This window comes from Candidatus Limnocylindrus sp., from assembly GCF_040397235.1.
In the GTDB taxonomy this organism is placed as follows: domain Bacteria; phylum Chloroflexota; class Limnocylindria; order Limnocylindrales; family Limnocylindraceae; genus Limnocylindrus.
Window position 1 is genome coordinate 66,090 of the sequence record NZ_JBBAWH010000005.1, and the last position, 20,253, is coordinate 86,342.

The following is a 20,253-nucleotide window of genomic DNA, read 5'->3' on the forward strand; positions in this document are numbered from 1 at the left end:
CGGGCCAAGCGCAGGTCGTGCGGCGAATTATGTAACAAAGTCAGATTGCAGCCAAACCACAACATGTGCGGTAACACTCCCCTTTAACACCACCATATGTAGTGGTTGAGGGGTTGACGCCACACCAGAGTGGGCGTAGGATTCGGCTCCCGCTGCTACACGGCAGGGGCTCTGTGCGCCCAATCGTTGGTTGGGAACGGATGTGGTGGCCTCACATTTTGAGGCAGAAGAGGGAGAGAGACATGGCGGGCTTGGTGGACGCTGCGAAGGCGGCAACAAAGGCAACGATCGAGAAGTCAACGGCGCAGCCGTTGCCACCGTTGAGCTTTGATGGCAAGGGCACAAAGGGCCTCGCCTGGGATCGACGCTGGACCACCGCCGGCACGCATCCATACGACGAAATTCAGTGGGAGATCCGCACCGCATCCATCGGCAACGAGAGCGGTAAGAGCGTCTTCGAGCAGAAGGACGTTGAGGTGCCCGCCTCATGGTCACAGCTCGCCACCAACGTTGTTGTCTCTAAGTACTTCCGTGGTCATGTTGGTAGCCCAGAGCGCGAGACGAGCGTTCGCCAGCTGATCGGTCGTGTAGCCGGTCAGATTGATGCATGGGCTGAGCAGCAGCATTATTTCAAGTCCGATGAGGACCGCGGCGCATTCATTGCCGAGCTGACCCACCTGCTCGTCAACCAGAAGATGGCCTTCAACTCACCAGTCTGGTTCAACGTTGGCGTTGAGAAGCGCCCACAGTGCTCGGCCTGCTTCATCAATGGTGTGCAGGACTCGATGTCATCGATCATGGACCTCGCGAAGACCGAGGCGATGCTCTTCAAGTTCGGTTCGGGTGCAGGTTCCAACCTCTCCCCAATTCGCAGCGCCAAGGAGAAGATGAGCGGTGGTGGCACCGCCTCTGGCCCTGTCTCGTTCATGAGGGGCTTTGACGCCTTCGCCGGTGTCGTGAAGTCCGGTGGCAAGACGCGCCGCGCCGCGAAGATGGTCATCCTCGATGTGCAGCACCCTGACATTGAGCAGTTCATTGACTCGAAGGTCAGCGAAGAGAAGAAGGCCTGGGCACTCATTGAGGCGGGCTACGATGCCAGCTTCACCGGTGAGGCCTACGGCTCAATCTTCTTCCAGAACGGTAACCACTCAGTTCGCGTCAATGACGAGTTCATGAAGGCTGTTGAGAGCGATGGCACGTGGCAGACACGCGCCGTCGTGAGCGGCGAGCCGGTAGAGACGCTCAGGGCACGCGACGTCTTCCGCAAGATGGCGGAGGCTGCGTGGGTCTGCGGCGACCCTGGCATTCAGTACGACACGGCGATCAATGACTGGCACACGTCGTCGAACACGGACCGCATCTATGCGTCGAACCCGTGCTCGGAGTACATGTTCCTCAACGACACCGCCTGCAACCTGGCCTCGCTGAACCTCATGAAGTTCGTGCGACCAGATGGCGAGTTTGACGTGGAGTCCTTCAAGTACGCCTCGCGGCTGACCCTGCTCGCGCAGGAGATCATGGTGGACAACGCCTCGTACCCAACGCCGATGATCGATGAGAACAGCCACCGCTTCCGCCCACTCGGGCTCGGCTACGCCAACCTCGGCGCGCTCTTGATGAGCCGCGGCTTGGCGTACGACTCCGACGAGGGGCGCGCCTACGCAGGCGCGATCACCTCGATCATGACCGGCGAGGCATATGCGCAGTCGGCCGAGACGGCGGCGGCACACGGCGGACCGTTCATTGAGTACAAGAAGAACGAGAAGCCGTTCCTTCGCGTGATCGGCAAGCACCGTGATGCCTCGCGCCAGATCCCAACGGCAACGCTGCCGAAGGACTTGGCGAACGCGGCAACCGATGCCTGGGATCGAGCGCTCGATCTCGGCACGAAGCACGGCTTCCGCAACGCACAGGTGTCGGTCTTGGCGCCAACCGGAACGATCGCATTCATGATGGACTGCGACACGACCGGCATTGAGCCAGACATCGCCCTGATCAAGTACAAGAAGCTCGTCGGCGAAGGCTTCCTCAAGATCGTCAACCAGACGGTCCCAGAGGCGCTCGTGAAGCTCGGCTACAACGCCGAGCAGGTCGCCGCGATCCTCAAGTACATTGACGAGCAGGAGACGATTGAGGGTGCCCCAGGCCTGAAGGACGAGCACCTCTCGGTCTTCGACTGCGCCTTCAAGGCGAAGAATGGCCAGCGCTCCATCCAGTACATGGGCCACGTGCGCATGATGGCGGCGGCGCAGCCGTTCCTCTCCGGCGCAATCTCGAAGACGGTGAACATGCCAGAGGCTGCCACCGCCGAAGAGATTGAGAGCGTCTACCTGGAAGGGTGGAAGCTTGGCCTCAAGGCGATCGCGATCTATCGCGACGGCTCGAAGCGCTCGCAGCCGCTCAACACCAGCAAGAAGAAGGACGAAGCGGCAATTGCCGAAGTCGCCTCTGCGATCTTGCCTGGTGCCGGTGCAGCGCGACGACGCCTGCCAAAGGAGCGCACGGCGATCACCCATCGCTTCGAGATCTCCGGCCAGGAGGGATACCTCACGGTCGGTCTCTATGAGGATGGACAGCCGGGCGAGATCTTCTTGAAGATGGCGAAGGAGGGCTCCACCGTGAGCGGCCTCGTCGACAGCTTCGCGACCTCGGTCAGCGTGGCGCTGCAGTACGGCGTGCCACTCCGTGACCTGGTCAACAAGTTCGCCCACGTGCGATTCGAGCCAAGCGGATTCACCGGCAACGCCGAGATCCCACTGGCGAAGTCGATCGTGGACTACGTCTTCCGTTACCTCGGAAGCCGCTTCCTGCCAGCCGGCGATCGCGAGATCCTCGGCCTGCAGGAGCGCACCGATGGCGGTCCGGTCCTCGGCGCCCTCCCAACCACGGTTCGCGTGGGTGCGGTGGAGTCGTGCGGTCCGAACTGCGCCTGCGGCAAGGGCGGCGGCGCAACGGGGTCGGTCTCGGCTCCCATTGCGATCACAACCCCAGCGCCAGTAGCTGCTCCAGCCGCACCTGCGGCAACGGGCGGTGTGCTGGCGGTCGCTGGGCTCGGCTTCCAGAACCAGTCCGATGCACCGGCGTGCATGGAGTGCGGCGCGATCATGGTGCGCAACGCAGCCTGCTACAAGTGCATGACCTGCGGTACCACGAGCGGCTGCAGCTGATCTAACGCGGAACCTGGTGCAGAGCACGCCCCAGTCGCCTTTGGCGGCTGGGGCGTGCTGCTACAACTGAACGGAGAGGAGGCCCCGATGCGCAACGCCAAAGGGAGCCAGGCTCGTCTCGCCATCGCCACGCTCCTCGTCGTCGCCTTAGCGACCAGTGCCTGTGCGGAGCCGGTCGCCGAATCGCCGAGCCCAACCGCCAGCTTCATCCCCAGCGGCACGATCGACTGGCAGAGCTGTCCGGTCGCCGACCCGGTCATTGGCGGCAACCCAGAACTCCTCTGCGCCACAATCACCGTCCCGCGCGACTACCTGACGCCCGATGGCCCAACGATTGACATCGCTGTAGCCCTCCTTCCAGCCGCCGACCAGGCGAACAAGGTCGGCCCACTCCTTCTGAACTTTGGTGGCCCTGGCGCATCGGGCATCAACATCCTCGCCGAGTCGGGTCGTGGCGTGGTGCCAGCCGAGATCGGCAATCGCTTCGACCTCGTCTCGTGGGACCCGCGCGGCGTCCAGCGCAGTGCGCCCGTCGAGTGCCTCAGTGACACGGAGATGGACGACTATGCGGCAACGCCGGGTATCACCGATCGGCCGACCGCAGCGGACTGGGCCTCAGCGCTCAACGACGCGCAGTGGTTTGCCGACAAGTGCAAGGCGGGCACGGGCGAGATGCTCGCCTACATCGGCACCACCGCTTCAGCACGCGACATGGAGAGCATTCGGATCGGCCTTGGCGTAGCCAAGTTGGATTATCTCGGCTTCAGTTACGGCACCGCACTCGGCGCGGTCTATGCAACCCTCTTCCCCACCTCAACCGGCCACATGATCCTTGACGGCGCCGTTGACATGGCGCCGACCGACGAGTCCGAGTACGGCGAGCAGGGTGTCTCGCTACAGGGGGCACTCAATCGCCTCTTCGCCTGGTGCGATGCCGATGCCGCCTGCCCATTCGGCGACGGCTCATCGCGCGCCGCGTTTGATGCGCTGATGAACAACCTCGATGACCAGCCGATTGAACTCGAAGATGGACGCAAGCTGAACTCTGTGCTCGCATGGACTGGCGTGATCATGACGCTCTACAACCGCGACTACTGGGACTACGCCGTGCAGGGGCTCGCAGGGGCGAGCGAAGGCGATGGATACCTGCTGAGCCTCCTCGCCGACGCGTACATGGATCGTGGCGAAGACGGCACGTATAACTCAAACATCATGGAGGCCTTCCCGGCGATCAGCTGTATTGATTCACCAACCACGCCATCAATCGCGCGCTACAGGGCAATCTACGAGAAGTTCGTCAGCCAGGCGCCAGACTTCGCCGCAGGTCACGCCTCCAGTGGCCTGCTCTGCGGCGTATGGCCGTATACGAGTGCCGACCCGCTACCGACGCTTGTGAATGGCGCTGGTGCCGCACCGATCTTGGTGGTAGGTACCACCGGAGATCCTGCGACGCCATACGCCTGGTCGCAGCGCATGGCAGATCTACTCGAGAGCGGCCACCTGCTGACCTACGTCGGCGAGGGACACACCGGCGTTGGTGGCAAGAGCGCCTGCATTGACGAGGCGGCCATCGCCTTCCTTGTGAGCGGCACCCTGCCCCCTGAGAACACGCGCTGCAATGACTGAGCGCCTCATCGTGGGCGTCTACGGTTCGGCGCGCCTCCCTGACAGTGATCCGCGGTGGGTTGCCGCCTTCGACCTTGGTGCGGCGCTCGCCGAGGCCGGGTTCACGGTTGCCACCGGCGGCTACGAGGGGATCATGGGCGCCGCCTCCCGCGGGGCCAAGTCAAAGGGGGGTGAGGTGCTCGGCTACACGGTGACTTCGTGGGATGGCCTAGAAGCGAATGAGGCGGTCACGCGCCGTGTTGACTCCGCCGACCTCTTCGACCGGCTGCGCCTCTTCTCGGAGGCGGATCTACTGATCGGCCTTGATGGCGGGGTTGGCACCCTCGCCGAGATCGCCGTTGCCTGGAACCTGCTGCAAGTCAGCGATGCGCGGCCACTCTTGCTTGTTGGCGATGCTTGGGTAGAGCTCGTGGATCTCGTTCGGCGTCGCCTGGTGGTTGGCCCCGCCGACCTTGATGTCGTGCACGTGCTGCCGAGCGGCACCCCCACCAGCTTGGTGCTGGCTGAGGCCCGCCTGCTGATCGGGGCGCGACTTGGCCTTGGCGCCCCCTGGGAGGCATCGCACCCCGCACCCTCTCCCGCGGAGCGATAGGATCCTCCAGATGTTGAACCAACCTGCCCCAGCCCCGACGAGTGACGAGAGCACCTCAGTTGTGGTCGCTTCAACGCCCGTGGCTGAGATTGATCCGGGCCTGGTGATGACCTGCTGCGCCAATTGCGGCAAGCAAATGATTGATCGCAAGTGCAAGATGATCTGCGAGTGTGGCTACTTCCTCTCCTGCTCGGACTACTACTGAGATGAGCGAGAAGCAGAAGAGCGGGATTCCGAAGAACCCTGGTCGTCACGAGCTTGGCATGAAGGCCACGATGCTCTTCCCGAACCGCGAGATCGTTGAGCACTCGTATGTGCCGATTATCTACACCGCCTGTCGCACCTGCTACTCCGAGCTGCCACCAGAGGAGATCTATCGCCGCGCCGCAGCGGGTGAGATCGATCCAGCGAAGCAGCGCGAGTTGGTCAGCCGCGTCATTGAGTCGGGTCACGGCAGCACCATCGAACACATCGTCTTCACATTTGCCATTACGGGCGTCACCCGAACGCTCAGCCACCAACTCGTACGCCATCGCGCCGGCGTGGCGTTTGATCAGCAGTCGCAGCGCTACGTGACCTTCAAGAAGGCGGCGACGATGCTCCCTGGATCTATCGCCGAGGCCGATGAGACGGTCCGTGCGCGATTCGAGGAGGCGACCCAGGGTGCGCTCGGCCTCTACGGCGACCTCGTGGCGGCAGGCATCCCCGCCGAAGATGCGCGCTTCGTCTTCCCCAACGCCACGCGCACCAACCTGATCATGACCGTCAACCTGCGCGCACTCATCCACATGTCGGGGCTACGCCTCTGCACCATGGCGCAGTGGGAGATTCGCCGCCTCTTCCAGCTCATCCGCCACGAGGTGTTTGCGGTGAGCCCGTTCCTTGGTAGCTTCCTCGCCCCTAAGTGCGTGCCGCTCGGCTACTGCGATGAGTCGGGAAACAAGGACGGCCACTGCCCAATTCGACCGCATAAGGATGAGGTCCTCGGCGCATGGGCGGCGAAGGCTGCCGAAGCGAAGGTGAAGGGTCGCGCGCTCCCACTGGCTGAATAAGCCGCGAGCCGCCACGCAGCTCCCAGATGGGAGAGGATGGGGGCAATGAAACCCGCCACCGCCTCAAATAATCCCCTGAAGCGTCCACCCCTACGCGCCGCGCTCTTGACTGCGGCCTTCCCTGGACTCGGTCACCTCGCGCGTGGTGATCGGCGCCGTGCCTCACTCTTCGCCGCACCGGCACTCGCCATCATCGGGGCGACGCTGGTTCTGCTGCTCCTTGGCGGCACCACGCAACTCTTGATCATCCTCGTGACCCCAGGTGCCCTCCTCCTCCTGGGGGTGCTCAATCTCCTTCTCGCCGCGTGGCGCCTCGGTGCCCTCGCGCACCTGCTCCGCGGTGCACGGTTGCCGCGGCGCGAGCGCGTGCTGGTCGCCGCTGCAACCCTGCTGCTCGTTGTGGCGCCTCACCTCACCGTGGGCCGCTCGCTGATCGCGTTCGATGAGCTCCTGAACGAAACGTTTGCTGACACATCACCAACGCCTTCGGCGAGTTTCGATCCCACCGCCTCAGGTGCGGGGAGCCCATCCCCAGATGCATCGCCCGTGGCGAGTCCTGGCAGCTCGATAGGACGCGGGAGCGGAACCGGCACGCTCCCCTCCCTCACCGTCACGACGCCGTGGGCGCGACCTGGAGAGATCCCGTGGGGTGATGACGGCAAGTTCGATCTGCTCCTGCTCGGCTCCGATGCGGGCTCAGACCGCTGGAGTCGACGCATGGATGTGATGCTGCTCGTTGAGGTCGATGTCGCCACCGGACGGGTGGCAATGTTTGGCTTCCCACGAAACATGATGAGAGTGCCGCTCCCCCCTGGTGCGGCGCGCAACGCCAGCCCGTGCGGCTGCTTCCAGAAACTACTCAACGAGGTGTACACCGACGCCACCTTCTACTACCCACAGCTCTGGCCCGGCGAGGGGAACATCTCAGGGATCGCCGCAGTCCGCGCAACAATCTCTGAGCTGGCGCAGCGGCCAATTGATGCGGTTCTAGTCGCCGACCTCTGGGGCGTGATCAAGGTGGTTGACGCGATGGGCGGCATTGACATGAACGTTACGGAGCCGATCTACGACAAGAACTATCCGGATCCGGTGCTCGGCTCGATCCAACTGCGTATTGATTCTGGCCAGCAACACCTCAATGGGCGGCTCGCTCTAGCCTACGCCCGAAGTCGCCACCAAGATTCAGACTACGGCCGCATGCGGCGGCAGCAGGCACTACTGCTGGCGATTCGCGATCAGCTCGGCGCTGCAACCATCTTGAACGCCCCGGCACTTGCTGCGGCGGCGAAGGGGTACGTGTGGACCGATCTCCCGCGCTCTTCGTTGCCGAATCTCGTTGACCTCTTCTCGCGCGCCGCCACGGCGCAGGTCCGCCTCTACCGCTTTGCGCCGAGTGCCTATCCGGCATATCTAGACGCGGCCACGATCGCCAAGATCAGAGGGGTAATTGCGAACGCCTTCCCAGCGGTGCCATCACCGTCACCAAGCCCATCGGATTCGCCGTCGATGAGTCCTGACGCATCGCCGAGCGCGCCAGAGAGCACTGCTCCGTAGGGGGTAAGAGTTCACCCGAGAGGCCATCCGATGTTGGGGGCGACGCTTGCACGCCGATTCCCCTCCGCTGTGAGATCGGATCGAGTCGCCCCGGCCGTAAAGCCGAAGCTCCCAGGTGACCCTCCGCTCCGCCGCTACGAGTTGCCTCGCACTTTGGTGGTCATTCACCAGCACCGTCAGTTGCCTGTCGGTTCGATCCCGTCATCGCCACAGTTCGTTCCGCCTGGCCGATTGCTCGGTCGGCGGGTTCACCGCTGGCCCCTTCGGGCTACGAGTAGCATCGCGGGGAGGGACTCGTATCAGAAGGTACTTATCAACGAAGTAGTGCCTAGCGCTGCGGGAGTTCTCCACCGTTTTCACCGAAGTGGGCGGAATTGTGGAAAAGTGCCGCCCTACTCGTCAGCGGCGCCCGTGGCGGCGCGGATGACCTCAACGATCGACGAATCGGCAAGGGTGGTTACGTCACCGAGGTTTCGCCCTTCAGCAATGTCGCGCAGGAGGCGCCGCATGATCTTCCCGGAGCGGGTCTTCGGGAGCTCAGGCACAAATTCGAGATGCTTCGGCTTGGCGATTGCGCCAATGTTCTTTCCCACGTGGGCGCGAAGCTCTTCAAGCAGGGCGGGCGTTGGGTCGATCCCCCTCTTCAGAATCACGAAGCCGACGATCGCCTGGCCGGTGAGCGGGTCACTCTTTCCCACCACCGCAGCCTCGGCGACGGAGTGATGGTCGACCAGTGCGGACTCAACCTCAATAGTGCTGATGCGGTGCGCTGAGACGTTCATGACATCGTCCACACGCCCAAGGAGCCAGTAGTACCCGTCGGCGTCACGACGGGCCCCATCGCCTGCGAAGTACGAGCCGGGGAATCGGCTCCAATACGTCTCTTTGTAGCGCTCTGGGTCGCCCCAGATGCCACGCAGCATCGACGGCCACGGCTTGGTGAGGGTGAGGTAGCCGCCCGAACCGAGCGGAACACTCGCCCCTGAGTCGTCAACGACATCCGCCGAGACGCCAGGGAGCGGGAAGGTCGCAGAGCCAGGCTTCGTGGTGGTAACGCCAGGGAGCGGGCTGATCAGAATCGAACCGGTCTCCGTCTGCCACCAGGTGTCGACGATCGGCGTGCGGTTGCCACCAATCATCTCGCGGTACCAGAGCCACGCCTCGGGATTGATCGGCTCACCCACGGAGCCGAGGAGTCGCAGCGAGCTGAGGTCGTGCCCCTGCGGATGCTCATCGCCCTGACGCATGAAGGCGCGAATCGCCGTTGGCGCGCAGTAGAGGATCGTGACCTTCAGCTCTTCGACGATTGACCACCAGCGATCCCACGCCGGCGTGTCGGGGGTTCCCTCGTACATCACCTGCGTTGCGCCGTTGCTCAGCGGGCCGTAGACGATATAGCTGTGTCCGGTCACCCAGCCAACGTCGGCGGCGCACCAGTAGACATCGTCGGGCTTGATGTCGAAGACGGCGCGATGCGTGAAGGTGGCGCCGAGCAGGTAGCCGGCGCTGGTGTGCATGATCCCCTTCGGCTTCGCCGTTGTGCCGCTCGTGTAGAGCAGGTAGAGCAGTTGTTCGGCGGGCATCGGATCGGCCGGGCACTCAGCCGGCTGACCTGGTACGAACTCGTGCCACCAGTGGTCGCGACCAGCCTGCATCGCTGTTGTTCCGGCGGTGCCTGGCTGGCGACGCTGGTAGACCAGAACGCCCGTAACGGATGGGCTGCTCTTGAGCGCCTCGTCGGCGATCGGCTTCAGCTCAAAGAAGTTTCCCTTGCGGTAACCACCGTCGGCGGTGATCAGCACCTTCGCGGTGGCGTCGTTGATTCGGTCGGCGAGCGCATTCGCGGGGAAGCCGCTGAAGACCACGCTGTGTGCTGCGCCGAGGCGGGCGCAGGCGAGCATGGCGATTGCGACTTCAGGGACCATCGGCATGTAGATGGCAACGCGGTCGCCCTTGGCCACGCCGAGCGCCTTCAGCGCGTTCGCGGTCTTCTGCACCTCGCGCAACAGGTCGTTGTAGGTAACGGTGCGGCGGTCACCTGGCTCGCCGATCCAGTGGAAGGCAACCTTATCGCCACGACCGGCGGCAACGTGGCGATCGACGCAGTTCTCCGACACGTTGAGCTCACCGTCATCGAACCACTTCGCAAATGGGAGCTCCCACTCCAGGGTTTTGGTGAAAGGCTTCCGCCAGGTGAGAAGTTCGCGTGCCTGCTCGGCCCAAAAGGCAACCGGGTCGGCGCTGGCACGCTCATAGAGATCGGCGCGCGCATTTGCCTCCGCAGCGGTTACCGCGTCGGGTGGGAAGGAGAGGCCCTCAGCTTGGAAGGTTTCGATCCCGTGCTGCTCTGGCGCGTCGCCCACTAGCCGGCGGCCTCGTCGTCGTCGGTTACCTCGTGTTCCTGCTCCTCAACATCGCTGTCCTTGAGGTGCGGCACGATGCCGGCGCGGCGCTGGCTGCCGCTCCAGCCCAACTTGGTGCTGATCTGCTGTGCGGCGTCTCGCGCCGCAGTAACGAGGGCAGGAAGGGTCCCAGGAGTGACTCGGGTGGCTGCGCCCCATACGACAACAGTGGCGATCACGGCGCCGCGCGCATCACAGATCGGCACGGCGACGGCGGAGATTCGGTCGTCCCACTCGCCGATCGCCACGGCGTAGCCGCGGCGGCGAATGGTGGCGAGCTCTTCAAGGAGGGCACGCGGTTCGGTAATGGTGCGTGGTGTATAGCGAACTAAACCGCGTCGAGCGATCGAGAGGACGGTGCGCTCTGGGAGTGAGGCGAGGAGCACCTTCCCTGAGGCGATAGCGTGCATGGCGAGTGGTCGCCCGGTGATGTCGGGCATCGGTGTGAGGTTCGGTCCGTCAATCTGGCAGATCGCTACCGATGCAGCGACACCGTCGAAGACTTCGAGGCTGACCGTCTCGTGGGCGACTTTGGCGAGTGCCTCCATTTCGGGGAGGGCGATCGCGCGCAGGTTGAGGGTGCGCTCGGCGGATTGTGCGAGGCGAATGATGCCGACGCCGAGACGGAAGTGCCCACTCTCAAGGTCCTGCTCCACGAGGCCGCGGCGCTCGAGGGTGGAGAGGAGTCGGCTCACTGTGGACTTGTGCAGATCAAGGGAGTGAGAGAGGTCGGTGACCGAGGCGGAGCCGTCGGCGTCGGAGAGGCAGACCAAGAGCGCGGCGGCGCGATCAACGGAGCGAACGGCGGCGTCGTCTGCGCCTGGCGCTACGGCGCCGCTGACATGGTCAAGACCCTCATCAGGGCTCTGGGCGGCGCGGCCGCGTGCCTGCTCAGTACTCATCGGATGGTGTTCCTCCCTTGGGGGCGGATGATCCGCCCGCAGGGCGCTCTCGTCAATGGGAGGCCGTATTCGTGCTCAGCGCGACGCGCGCGAGACCTCTAAGATGGTGTCAACAGGGGGCGCTGCCTCCATGGTGAGCACCCAGGAGGTTCCATGGCGCAGGGGGGTCGACAGGCAATCATCGTGGGGAGCGGCTTCGGCGGCCTCTCCACGGCCATCCGCCTCCTCTCCGACGGCTGGCAGGTCACCATCCTGGAGGCCCGCCCCGAGATTGGCGGCCGCGCCTCGCGCATCCAGGAGGGCGGCTACACCTTCGACACTGGCCCGTCGCTCATCACCATGCCCTGGCTCTTCGAAGAGGTCTACGCCGCAGCTGGCGAGAAGATGTCGGACCACGTCACGCTGCGCCAACTGCAGCCGGGCTACCGCATCTTCTGGACGGGCGAAGATCGCCACTTTGACTTCGGTAGCGACCGCGAGCAGCTGCTCGCCGAGATGCGCAAGTTCTCGAACGACGACGCCAATCAGCTCGAGGCGTTCCTGGCCGCATCGGGCGCGATCCACCGCGAGGGGATTCTCGTCTCCGGTCGCCAGAACTTCTTGAACCTTAAGGACTTCGTCAAGCTCCTCCCGACCATGGCGCGCCTTGATGCAATTCGCTTCCTCCAGGGATGGGTTGGCAAGTTCTTCAAGGAGCCACATGTGCAGCAGGCGTTCGGCTTCCACTCGCTCTTCATCGGTGGCGATCCATCGCGCGTTCCCGCCATCTATTCGGCACTCGCCTACCTGCAGATCGCCGATGGCATCTGGTACACCGAGGGTGGCGTCTACAGCATCATCGAATCGTTCGGCAAGATCATCGCCAAGATGGGCGGCGTGATTCACATCAACAGCAAGGTGGATCAGATCTTGCACCGCAACGGTCGCGCAACTGGGGTTCGCACCGCCGATGGCGAGGTACATAACGCCGACCTCGTCATCTATAACGGCGATGTGACGGCGCGTGATGCCCTTCTTCCAGACGCTCCCGATGCATTCCCATGGCGCCTGCGCCCACTGCGCACCACCATGTCGGCGCACATGCTCTACCTGGGCACCAACAAGAAGTTTGAGAAGCTCCTGCATCACACCCTCGTGGTTGGTGATGACTATTACGGCTTCATTAAGGACGTCACCCGCGAGCGTCGCATGCCACGCAGCAACGCCGTCTACATCCATGCGCCATCGCGCACGGAGCCTGAAATGGCACCGCCCGGTGGCGACTCTATCGCGATCCTGCTCCCCGTGCCGAACCTGCGCTCGGGTGATGACTGGACTGAGGCGGAGCCGCGTATGCGCGACCGCACCCTGGAGTGGCTCGAGAACTGGGGTCTGCCTGGGTTGCGCGACTCCATCGTTGTCGAACGCTCGTGGACGCCGCTCACCTTCCGCGACGAGCTGCTCGCCCCTGACGGGAACGCCTTCGCCGTTGAGCCATCACTCGAGCAGTCGGCCTACTTCCGACAGCCGAACCGCGACCGAACCATCGCCGGCCTCTACTACGTGGGTGGCGGCACGCACCCAGGCGCAGGGATGCCAGGCGCGCTCCTCACCTCCCAGGTAACCCAAGATCTGATTCGCGGGGACTACCCTGCCCCATTCACGTCGCGTGCCACCGGCCCGACCGGAAATCTCGTCCGCCCGTAGCGGCATGACCCCCCAGCGCGATCCGCGCGTGGCGGCACTCCTCCCCGAGGCCCAGGCAACCATCAACCGCGTCGCACGCAGCTTCGCCCTCGCGGCGCGCTTCCTTCCAAGGCAGGTTCGCGACGACATCAACCTCCTCTATTTGGCGCTGCGCCACCTCGATGATCTAGTCGACCTTGAGGCGCCGACTGGCTCCGTAGGGCGCGCCGAGGCCGCGCAACGCCTAGCGGCAATTCGTACCTGGCTCAGCAGCGGAGCAATCGACAGCGCTGATGGCGATGAGCTAGCGATCTTCGTCGACCTGCAGCGTCGCAGCCCAGGGCTCCCCACCGATGCGATCGGCGCCTTCCTTGACGGCATGGAGGGCGATCTCGCCGGCCCTGCGATGGAGAGCGATGCCGATCTTGATCTCTACTGCTACCAGGTTGCAGGCACCGTTGGTCGCCTGATGGCGGCGCTCCTCGGTGTGCACGCTGGCGACGATGCGCAGGCAGATCGTGCCGCCCGTGCCCTTGGTGCGGCAATGCAGCGCACGAATATCTTGCGCGACATCGACGAGGACCTTGCCAACGGGCGTGTCTATCTCCCCGCGAGCGCCCTACGGCGCGCTGGACTCGACCCTGCAGCAACGAGCGGCCCGACCTCACTTCGTGATGGTGATCGGCGCGCGCTCTATTTGGCCGAGATTGCTCGAGCCGATGCCGACTACGAGGTTGGCACTGCAGGGATCCGGTACCTACAGAACGGCGGCCGATCAATTCGCGTGGCGGCGCACCTCTATCGCGAGATCCTGCGACAAATCGAGCGCGACGGCTTCGGCCTGCGGCGGCCTCATCGGCCGGTGGTGGGACGAGCCCGCAAGGCCGCTGCCCTGGTGCGCGCAGTGACGAGCTCCTAGAGGGACCCCTACCTCAGTGCGCGCGGGCGTAGCGCGCGAGGAGCGAGAGCGAGACCACCACGATCGCGGTACCGAGCAGTTGGATCGGGGTCGTCACATCGTTCAGGAAAACCACACCACCAACCAGCGCGACCACCGGTACCAGCGTGCTGAATTGGCTCACCGTTGTCGTAGGGATGCGTCGCGTCGCTTCGAGATAGAAGATGAACGGTGCAGCGCCGCCGAAGACGCCAGTTGCAACTGAGACGGCCCACTGGATCTCGGTTGCTGGCAGTTGAAGGTCGCCGTTAAAGATCGTGACGCGCACGATCAGGAGGGCGAGCGAGGCGAGTGCCGCCACCAGCAGTTGCGATGCGACAAGCGGCAGCACCGGCATGGTGCGCACCAGCTTTGAGGAGATGAGCACATAGGCGGCGCCGCAGAAGAGTCCGAGTGTGGCGAAGATGATCCCCTCCGGCTTGAGCGTGCCCGCGACACCAGCGCCGCCGACCACGAGGGCCACGCCGAAGATCGAGACAACCATGAGGATGGCGGCCTGACGACTCACCCTCTCGCCGAGATATGGGGCGGCCAGAATGGCGATCAACACCGGATTCAGTGACGAGACGAGGGCGACGAAGGCGCCGCTCGAGAAGATGATGCCGACGTTACCGAGGGTGTACGCCCCCCACGGCTCGATGATCCCGGTCGAAGATGCCCGCAGCAGCCCTGGGTGTCGGAAGCCGCTCAGCTCGCCACGGATTGCACCGAGCACGAGCAGCACTAGAAAGCCGACGCCAAGCTCAATAACCAGGAACGTGTCGTTCCCCACCCCCGCCGAAAGGACGTAATCCGACGTTGTCGAACCGAAGCCCCACGCGAGTGAGGCGCCGATCGCGCAGAGGATCCCGACCGTTCGCCGGGAGGTTCCGCGAGCCGCGCCCGCGGTCCCCCCAGCGTTGCTCATGCCTTCGGCTTGACCCAGTTCGGCATCTCGGCCTCAAAGACCGGGAGCGGAATCTGGCCGTGTCCAATGGCGTGATCGTGGAAGGACTTGATGTCGAACTTGTCGCCATCGCGCTTCTCGATCGCGGCGCGCGTGCGTTGAATGGCACGCTGCCCAACCTTGTAGCAGAGTGCCTGCGCTGGCCAGGCGATGTAGCGATCGGTCTCAATCTCGGCGTCGGTTCGCGGCAGCCCAACGGACTCCATGAACGCCACACCCTTATCGCGGTCCCAGCCGAAGGCGTGGAGGCCAGTGTCAACGACGAGGCGCGCCGCGCGGTGCGCCTGACCCTGAAGCATGCCGAAGCGCTCCATCTCGCTGCGATAGAGGCCGAGCTCGTCGGCGAGTCGCTCCGAGTAGAGGCCCCAACCCTCAACGTAGGCGTTCCCCGCAAGGTGCGAGGCGTGCTTGCGCAGGTCTGGCAAGAACTCCAACTCCATCTCGAGTGCGATCTGGAAGTGGTGGCCTGGAATGGCCTCGTGATACGTGGTTGGTGCAAGGGCGTGCAGGAAGCGCGACGGCAGGTCGTAGCCGTTCACGTAGTACGTCCCTGGACGCGAACCATCAGCCGCAGGGCTGAAGTAGTAGGCGGCGGGTGCATCCTTCTCCTTGAAGTCTTCGACCGCCTTCACATCGCAGCCAGCCTTCGGGAAACGCCCAAAGACCTTCCCCGCTTCGGCGTACCCGCGATCAATGTCTTCCTTAATGCGCACGATGAGCGCCTCTTTCGACGCGGCGACGTTCGTTGGATCGCTCTCGGCGGCATCGCGTAGTTTGTCGATGGAGCCGCCGAAGCCAAGCTTCGTCGAGATGACCTTCATCTCCTCCTGGATATCGGCCCACTCCTGCAGGCCGATCTCGTGGAGCTCCTTCGGATCGAGCTGTAGGCCGGTCCAGCTGCGGATGGCCACCTTGTAGAGCTCGGCGCCGTTTGGTGCGGAGCAGAGGCCCGGCACCTCGCGCGCCTTGGTGCGGTAGCTACCAGTGATCGCCTCGTAGTAGCGCTTGATCTGCGGGTCGACATACTCGGCCACGATCGTGACGAGCTCGGCTCGCTCCGCGTCACCGGCAACGTTAGCGGCGGTGACGATCGGTGACTGTTCGGTTGGAATGGCCATCAAGCCGTCGAGCTGGGCGATCAGTCGCTCGGTCGAGATCTTGGAGGCAACAAGGCCACGCTTCTCCGCCTCATGCACGCGTGCGATCGCCTCGTCCATGAACTTCGGGAAGGCCTTGAGTCGGCTCACCAGCTTGGCGAACTTCTCTGGCGTCTTCGCATCCTGGAAGGTGACGATCTGCGGCAGGAGTGTCTGCACGCCATCCATGTGGTCAACCGAGGAGAGAAGGTCCATGCGGTGATCGTCCTTCTCAATGGCGATCGAGCCACCGACGGCGATCAGGTCGCGCGTGATCTTCCACTCGATGTCGAGCCCCTCGTCGCCAATGGCCTTAGCCGCTTTGGCGTACTTCTCCCACATGGCGCGGTCGCGCAGTCGCGCAGCGTCAGAGGTGTCGTCGAGCGCACCGTCGTTCACCTCAATGCCGAGGAAGGTTCCCCAGATTGGAGAGTGCGCGAGCATCTCTTTCCAGAGGTCGTCGGCGAGGGTCTTAACGGCCTGGTCGTTCGCGGATAGTGGCTTCGACACGATCTGGGCTCCTCCCCGGGACTCCGGGACTGCTGCGCCCAAGTGCTGGGCGCCTCCCGCTCAGGATACGGCTTGTGCCCCTTCTCGGGGGCGACGGGGGCGCAGGGCGAGGTGCAGGAGTAGCCCGAGTGGTCCGAACATGAGGGCGAGCGTCAACGCCGCAATACGGAGCGGCGCGCCCACACCTCGACTGAGGCCATCGAGCCAGATGAACCGCCCAGCGATAAGGTCGAAGGCAAGCACATGGAGCCACACAGCGAGGCTCCCCTCTGGGGTTGCGAGTGACGTTGAGATTGCACTCAGTGTTGGATTGAGCAGGGTTCCGAGAATGGCACCAGCGCTGGGAATTACCAGGGCTGCATAAATGAGTCCAATCGCAACAACTGGCCACGGCGTCAGCATGGTGCGTCGGGTGATCTCTGCGGTTGGGCGTACGGCCATCAGGAACCAGAATGGCCCAACGCCAATCGTCGCTGCAAGGAAGAGTGCGCTCAAGATGTCAGCTGAGAGGTTCACGATCAACTCCTTCTACTGCTTCGCTATTGGCAACGCCCCAGCCCATCGAGCTGAGGTCAAGTTGCGCCGCATCTCGCGCCGGCGGTTCGACGCCAAGATGCCCCTCAAGATCGGCGAGCCGCGGTGCCGCGAGACGAGAGAGTGCTGCGACTCGATCGGCCGCCAAGAGGTGCCAGTTCCCCGTCTCCCACGCAGCACTCAGCCGCTCATCGCGCGCCAGGCGGAGTTGCAGCAGCGGTACGAGCGCTGGCGCAAGAACGAGGAGCCGCACGACCTCGCGGTCGCTCGCGATGAGCGCGTGACGCTGCAAGAGCAGTTCGCCAACGGGGAGAGGGCCAGTAACGACCTCGCAGAAGAGCACAGCACGACCGCGGCGGTAGAGCACCGCGTCTACGGCGTCATAGGCGGCGCGATCGGAGCGAAGGCGCAGCGGTGGCGAGCTTTCAATTGGATCAACCGTGGCCCGCGCCCCGAGGGCGCGACCGGCAACAACCGTAGATGCGAGCGCAGGTGCGACCGAAACATGTAGGCCCATGCGGGGGCCAAGCTCCAGCAGCCCCGCAACGATAGTGAAACGTTCACTCGTGAGATCCGCTCGTGATGCGCGCGCCGTTCGAGCGCCATCAACCACGCTCGTATACGCATCCAGCATCGCGCTGCGAGGCTCTGGGCTAACGCCGACCAGATCGGCATCGAGTGCCACAAGGGCCTCGTCAACGCCGTCGCCTGCGCTGAGTGCGTCGACGAGCGCGAAGGCGGCGGCATCGGCGCGATCAGAGGCTGGGGTGGCCAAGCGCTCACGCTCCGCGCGCCCCTCAACAAAGATGCGTCCATCAGCCACGGCAATGAGTTGATCGAATGAGCCGGCGGGGCGGAGCTTCGCATGCAGATCGGCAACGCCGCGCAGCTCTTCGGCAAACGCTGCTGCATCGAGCAGCTCCCCTGCCGCATGTGCTGCACCAGCGCGCGCCGCTGCGTAGGCGGGGAGGATCTGTCGCGGCGTAGCAGGCTCGCCATGAGCGACCACAAGGTCACTCATGAGCGCGATCTGACTGCGGGACTGCAGGACCTTTGCCGGTGGCTCGCTCATTCGCGCCGTCACGGTGAGTCCGGGGGTGCGGCCGTCGTCGAGACGCCGGGCCACGCTGCCTGCAGCGCCCGCAAGGCTGATCGCCGTTAAGACGCCGGCCAGCTGTTCAGCGTGATCATCAAGATCGATCACGAGGAGCGGGTCGTGACGCATCAGTGGATTCATCGCCACGAGGAGTCGCGCCAGGGCGGCGGCGATCGTTACGGCATCGTTTGATTGCAGCGCGGCGAGGAGTGGGTCGGGCTCACTCTGTTCGCCAGCCCAACGCGCGGCAATCGCGCGGTCGACGAGTTCATCGGCGCTGCCGCCCACGGTGACGCGCAGGAGCGCGACACGAATTGCAGGGGTGCGCGTCACGAGCGTTGCCAGCGACGTGCGCGCGGCCGCTCCGCCGCGCAGAACGATCGTGCCGCTCCCTGGGTAGGTGAGCGCGGAGAGGTCGCTACTCATGGTGAGCTGTGGCGGCACCGGCTGGGCAGTCAGGTAGATTCGGCGACGGGTATCGATGGCATCGAGAAGCGCCTGCCATGGCGCGATCTCCCACCAGGTTCGCCCGGCGCGCTGTGGTCGAGCCATCGCCGCCGCCGCTTCGGTCAACGTGAGGCGCAGTGCCCCCAGCATCACGGCGCTCTCGCTCGAGCGCTCTAGGGCACTACTCAGCGCATCAAGCGAGCGCAACTGTCGAGTGCTCCAGCGTGCCGCAGCGCCGTCAACGACGCCAGCGAAGCGACTATCAACTCGGGCACGAACCGCAGGCTCGAGCAGCCCAGCAGAGGCGACCTCGTTCGGCAGCATGGTCGCGGCGTCACCACCACGTCGCCCGAGGGCACGGCAGGCGGCACAGGTGGCGCGACGCGCCGCTGGTTGCGCACGCTCCTGGTCCGCATCAAGCGCCTCCTCCCAGCGCCAGGCGGCGACGCGCACGGCCTGCCCACAGGCGGCACAGCTGCTCTGCCATCCGGCCTCGAGCGCCTCCGATGCCGATGCCAGCAGCTCCGCTGCGGCCGCCTCATAGGCGCGCACCGTTGGGGGGCGAAGCTCGGCAGAGATCGCCCACTCATCCACAGCATCGCGCGCATGAAGGAGGCTGCGATGCTCACGTGAAACGCTCGCCAACGCCAAGGCGCTACTGCGCGCGGTGAGATCAACGGTCAGTTGATCGCGTGCTGATACGACGGGAGTCGTTGCGGACGGCGCGAGTGCGACGGTGAGTCGGGCGGCGCTGCGATCCACGTGAACGCTCTCCGCCTATCTGCGACTAATCGTCGTTGCTGCCAGCCTCTTCGCTGTCAGGAAGGAATGCGTCGTCAGAGGTCTTCTCTGGCGGCGCAACGCTCGGTCGCTCGGCGACTGGCGTCTCATCTTCGTACGAATCCTCATCATCGTCGCCGAAGCCCTCGTCATCGCGGAAGAACGAGCCCTTCGTGTATGGTCGCTCATCGCTGTTACGGGTGGCCGTTGGGAAGGAGACCTTGCCAACATTGCCAGCGCTGACGTGCTTTTCACGAATGATGATGCGAATGTCGCCACCGCTGATTGAAGTGATCCCCGATGTGTAGCTATTGCCATCACCGATCAGTTTGACCAGTCGTGCAGCGATGCGTGGCTCGACGCGACCGATCTCAACACCGTTCGCCTTGGCGATCAGCCGATTGCCAAGAACGATCAGCTCGACCAAGTCGCCAGGATTTACCTGCGCGAGCGTTCCAGCATCGGCAACATTCGTCAGCGCAGCGAACCCGGTGGTGCCCGCCTCTTGAATAAAGATGCCGGCGGGCGTTGTCGCCCCCTCGGTGCTCGCGGTGGTCTTCTTGCCGACCTGCTTAATGAGGCCCTTCAGGCGCTCAAGGTTGCGCTCGGCAATGCGATTGAGTGGATCGAGCGCGAGGGTTGCCTGATACTCCCTCTTTGAGCCGGCGAGGTCGCCCTGCTCCCAAAGGCACTTGGCGAGACGGTTCTGCGCTTCGACGCGCTCCTCAACCTTGATGGCGTCACCGAGGTCGAGGATTGCCGTGTTCGCCTCACTCGCATCTTTCCAACGTCCTTGAGAGGCGGCCTTCAACGCGATTTCAGCCTGCTCCTTGGCGGTGCGGCTCGGCTTCTGGGTGGTTGGGGTCTCGTTGGCGAGGGTCACGGG

15 protein-coding genes are annotated in these 20,253 nt (G+C 64.2%); 8 read left to right on the top strand and 7 right to left on the bottom strand.

Annotated features, from left to right (window positions below):
* Window positions 1–242 precede the first annotated feature (242 nt).
* The 6 genes from AC3LB0_RS05210 (at window position 243) to AC3LB0_RS05235 (ending at window position 7,991) form a co-directional block, all read left to right on the top strand.
* Complete coding sequence (locus AC3LB0_RS05210; protein WP_488650105.1) at window positions 243–3,167, top strand: vitamin B12-dependent ribonucleotide reductase; 2,925 nt, start codon at window positions 243–245, stop codon at window positions 3,165–3,167.
* Between the two features lie 87 nt (window positions 3,168–3,254).
* Entirely contained in the window at window positions 3,255–4,793 is a 1,539-nt protein-coding gene (locus AC3LB0_RS05215; protein WP_488650106.1) for an alpha/beta hydrolase, read from the top strand.
* Window positions 4,786–5,385 carry an LOG family protein gene (locus AC3LB0_RS05220; protein WP_488650107.1) on the top strand — a complete coding sequence of 200 codons (600 nt, stop codon included), beginning with the start codon at window positions 4,786–4,788 and terminating at the stop codon, window positions 5,383–5,385. Before AC3LB0_RS05215 ends, AC3LB0_RS05220 begins: the two co-directional genes overlap by 8 nt.
* A 10-nt stretch (window positions 5,386–5,395) precedes the next feature.
* Window positions 5,396–5,590 carry a hypothetical protein gene (locus AC3LB0_RS05225; RefSeq protein WP_488650108.1) on the top strand — a complete coding sequence of 65 codons (195 nt, stop codon included), beginning with the start codon at window positions 5,396–5,398 and terminating at the stop codon, window positions 5,588–5,590.
* Window position 5,591: 1 nt separating this feature from the next.
* Complete coding sequence (thyX, locus tag AC3LB0_RS05230) at window positions 5,592–6,437, top strand: FAD-dependent thymidylate synthase (protein ID WP_488650109.1); 846 nt, start codon at window positions 5,592–5,594, stop codon at window positions 6,435–6,437.
* 45 nt (window positions 6,438–6,482) lie between these two features.
* The gene (locus AC3LB0_RS05235) at window positions 6,483–7,991 is read left to right on the top strand and encodes an LCP family protein (protein ID WP_488650110.1); all 1,509 of its coding nucleotides are present in this window, start codon (window positions 6,483–6,485) and stop codon (window positions 7,989–7,991) included.
* A 392-nt stretch (window positions 7,992–8,383) separates the two neighbouring features.
* On the opposite strand, the gene acs is transcribed toward AC3LB0_RS05235, so the two are convergent.
* Window positions 8,384–10,354, bottom strand: a complete 1,971-nt coding sequence (gene acs / locus AC3LB0_RS05240) for an acetate--CoA ligase (protein ID WP_488650111.1) — start codon at window positions 10,352–10,354, stop codon at window positions 8,384–8,386.
* The gene (locus tag AC3LB0_RS05245) at window positions 10,354–11,295 is read right to left on the bottom strand and encodes an IclR family transcriptional regulator (RefSeq protein ID WP_488650112.1); all 942 of its coding nucleotides are present in this window, start codon (window positions 11,293–11,295) and stop codon (window positions 10,354–10,356) included. Before AC3LB0_RS05245 ends, acs begins: the two co-directional genes overlap by 1 nt.
* Before the next feature lie 153 nt (window positions 11,296–11,448).
* On the opposite strand from AC3LB0_RS05245, the gene crtI reads away from it, so the two are divergent.
* Together crtI and AC3LB0_RS05255 are read left to right on the top strand one after the other, a co-directional pair.
* A complete protein-coding gene (crtI, locus tag AC3LB0_RS05250) occupies window positions 11,449–12,981 on the top strand; it encodes a phytoene desaturase family protein (RefSeq protein ID WP_488650113.1) in 1,533 nt (510 codons plus the stop codon).
* A 4-nt stretch (window positions 12,982–12,985) separates the two neighbouring features.
* Window positions 12,986–13,879 (top strand): phytoene/squalene synthase family protein, encoded by an 894-nt coding sequence (locus AC3LB0_RS05255; protein WP_488650114.1) that lies wholly within the window; start codon window positions 12,986–12,988, stop codon window positions 13,877–13,879.
* Window positions 13,880–13,892: 13 nt separating this feature from the next.
* Here the strand turns inward: AC3LB0_RS05255 and AC3LB0_RS05260 are convergent, their stop codons facing one another.
* From AC3LB0_RS05260 to AC3LB0_RS05280, 5 genes are read right to left on the bottom strand one after another with little or no spacing between them, the layout of a single operon-like run.
* Window positions 13,893–14,825, bottom strand: a complete 933-nt coding sequence (locus AC3LB0_RS05260; RefSeq protein ID WP_488650115.1) for a DMT family transporter — start codon at window positions 14,823–14,825, stop codon at window positions 13,893–13,895.
* Entirely contained in the window at window positions 14,822–16,510 is a 1,689-nt protein-coding gene (locus tag AC3LB0_RS05265; RefSeq protein ID WP_488650116.1) for a DUF885 domain-containing protein, read from the bottom strand. The genes AC3LB0_RS05260 and AC3LB0_RS05265 overlap by 4 nt, the downstream gene beginning before the upstream one ends.
* Before the next feature lie 60 nt (window positions 16,511–16,570).
* Window positions 16,571–17,026: an ABA4-like family protein gene (locus tag AC3LB0_RS05270; RefSeq protein WP_488650117.1), complete on the bottom strand. Its 456-nt coding sequence runs from the start codon at window positions 17,024–17,026 to the stop codon at window positions 16,571–16,573.
* Entirely contained in the window at window positions 17,010–19,349 is a 2,340-nt protein-coding gene (locus AC3LB0_RS05275; RefSeq protein ID WP_488650118.1) for a hypothetical protein, read from the bottom strand. The genes AC3LB0_RS05270 and AC3LB0_RS05275 overlap by 17 nt, the downstream gene beginning before the upstream one ends.
* A 25-nt stretch (window positions 19,350–19,374) precedes the next feature.
* Entirely contained in the window at window positions 19,375–20,250 is an 876-nt protein-coding gene (locus AC3LB0_RS05280; protein WP_488650119.1) for a tetratricopeptide repeat protein, read from the bottom strand.
* Window positions 20,251–20,253: the final 3 nt, after the last annotated feature.

Coding starts and splice junctions, on each gene's coding strand:
- AC3LB0_RS05210 (WP_488650105.1), top strand. CDS start 243: ATGGCGGGCTTGGTGGACGCTGCGAAGGCGGCAACAAAGGCAACGATC.
- AC3LB0_RS05215 (WP_488650106.1), top strand. CDS start 3,255: ATGCGCAACGCCAAAGGGAGCCAGGCTCGTCTCGCCATCGCCACGCTC.
- AC3LB0_RS05220 (WP_488650107.1), top strand. CDS start 4,786: ATGACTGAGCGCCTCATCGTGGGCGTCTACGGTTCGGCGCGCCTCCCT.
- AC3LB0_RS05225 (WP_488650108.1), top strand. CDS start 5,396: ATGTTGAACCAACCTGCCCCAGCCCCGACGAGTGACGAGAGCACCTCA.
- thyX (WP_488650109.1), top strand. CDS start 5,592: ATGAGCGAGAAGCAGAAGAGCGGGATTCCGAAGAACCCTGGTCGTCAC.
- AC3LB0_RS05235 (WP_488650110.1), top strand. CDS start 6,483: ATGAAACCCGCCACCGCCTCAAATAATCCCCTGAAGCGTCCACCCCTA.
- AC3LB0_RS05245 (WP_488650112.1), bottom strand. CDS start 11,295: ATGAGTACTGAGCAGGCACGCGGCCGCGCCGCCCAGAGCCCTGATGAG.
- crtI (WP_488650113.1), top strand. CDS start 11,449: ATGGCGCAGGGGGGTCGACAGGCAATCATCGTGGGGAGCGGCTTCGGC.
- AC3LB0_RS05255 (WP_488650114.1), top strand. CDS start 12,986: ATGACCCCCCAGCGCGATCCGCGCGTGGCGGCACTCCTCCCCGAGGCC.
- AC3LB0_RS05260 (WP_488650115.1), bottom strand. CDS start 14,825: ATGAGCAACGCTGGGGGGACCGCGGGCGCGGCTCGCGGAACCTCCCGG.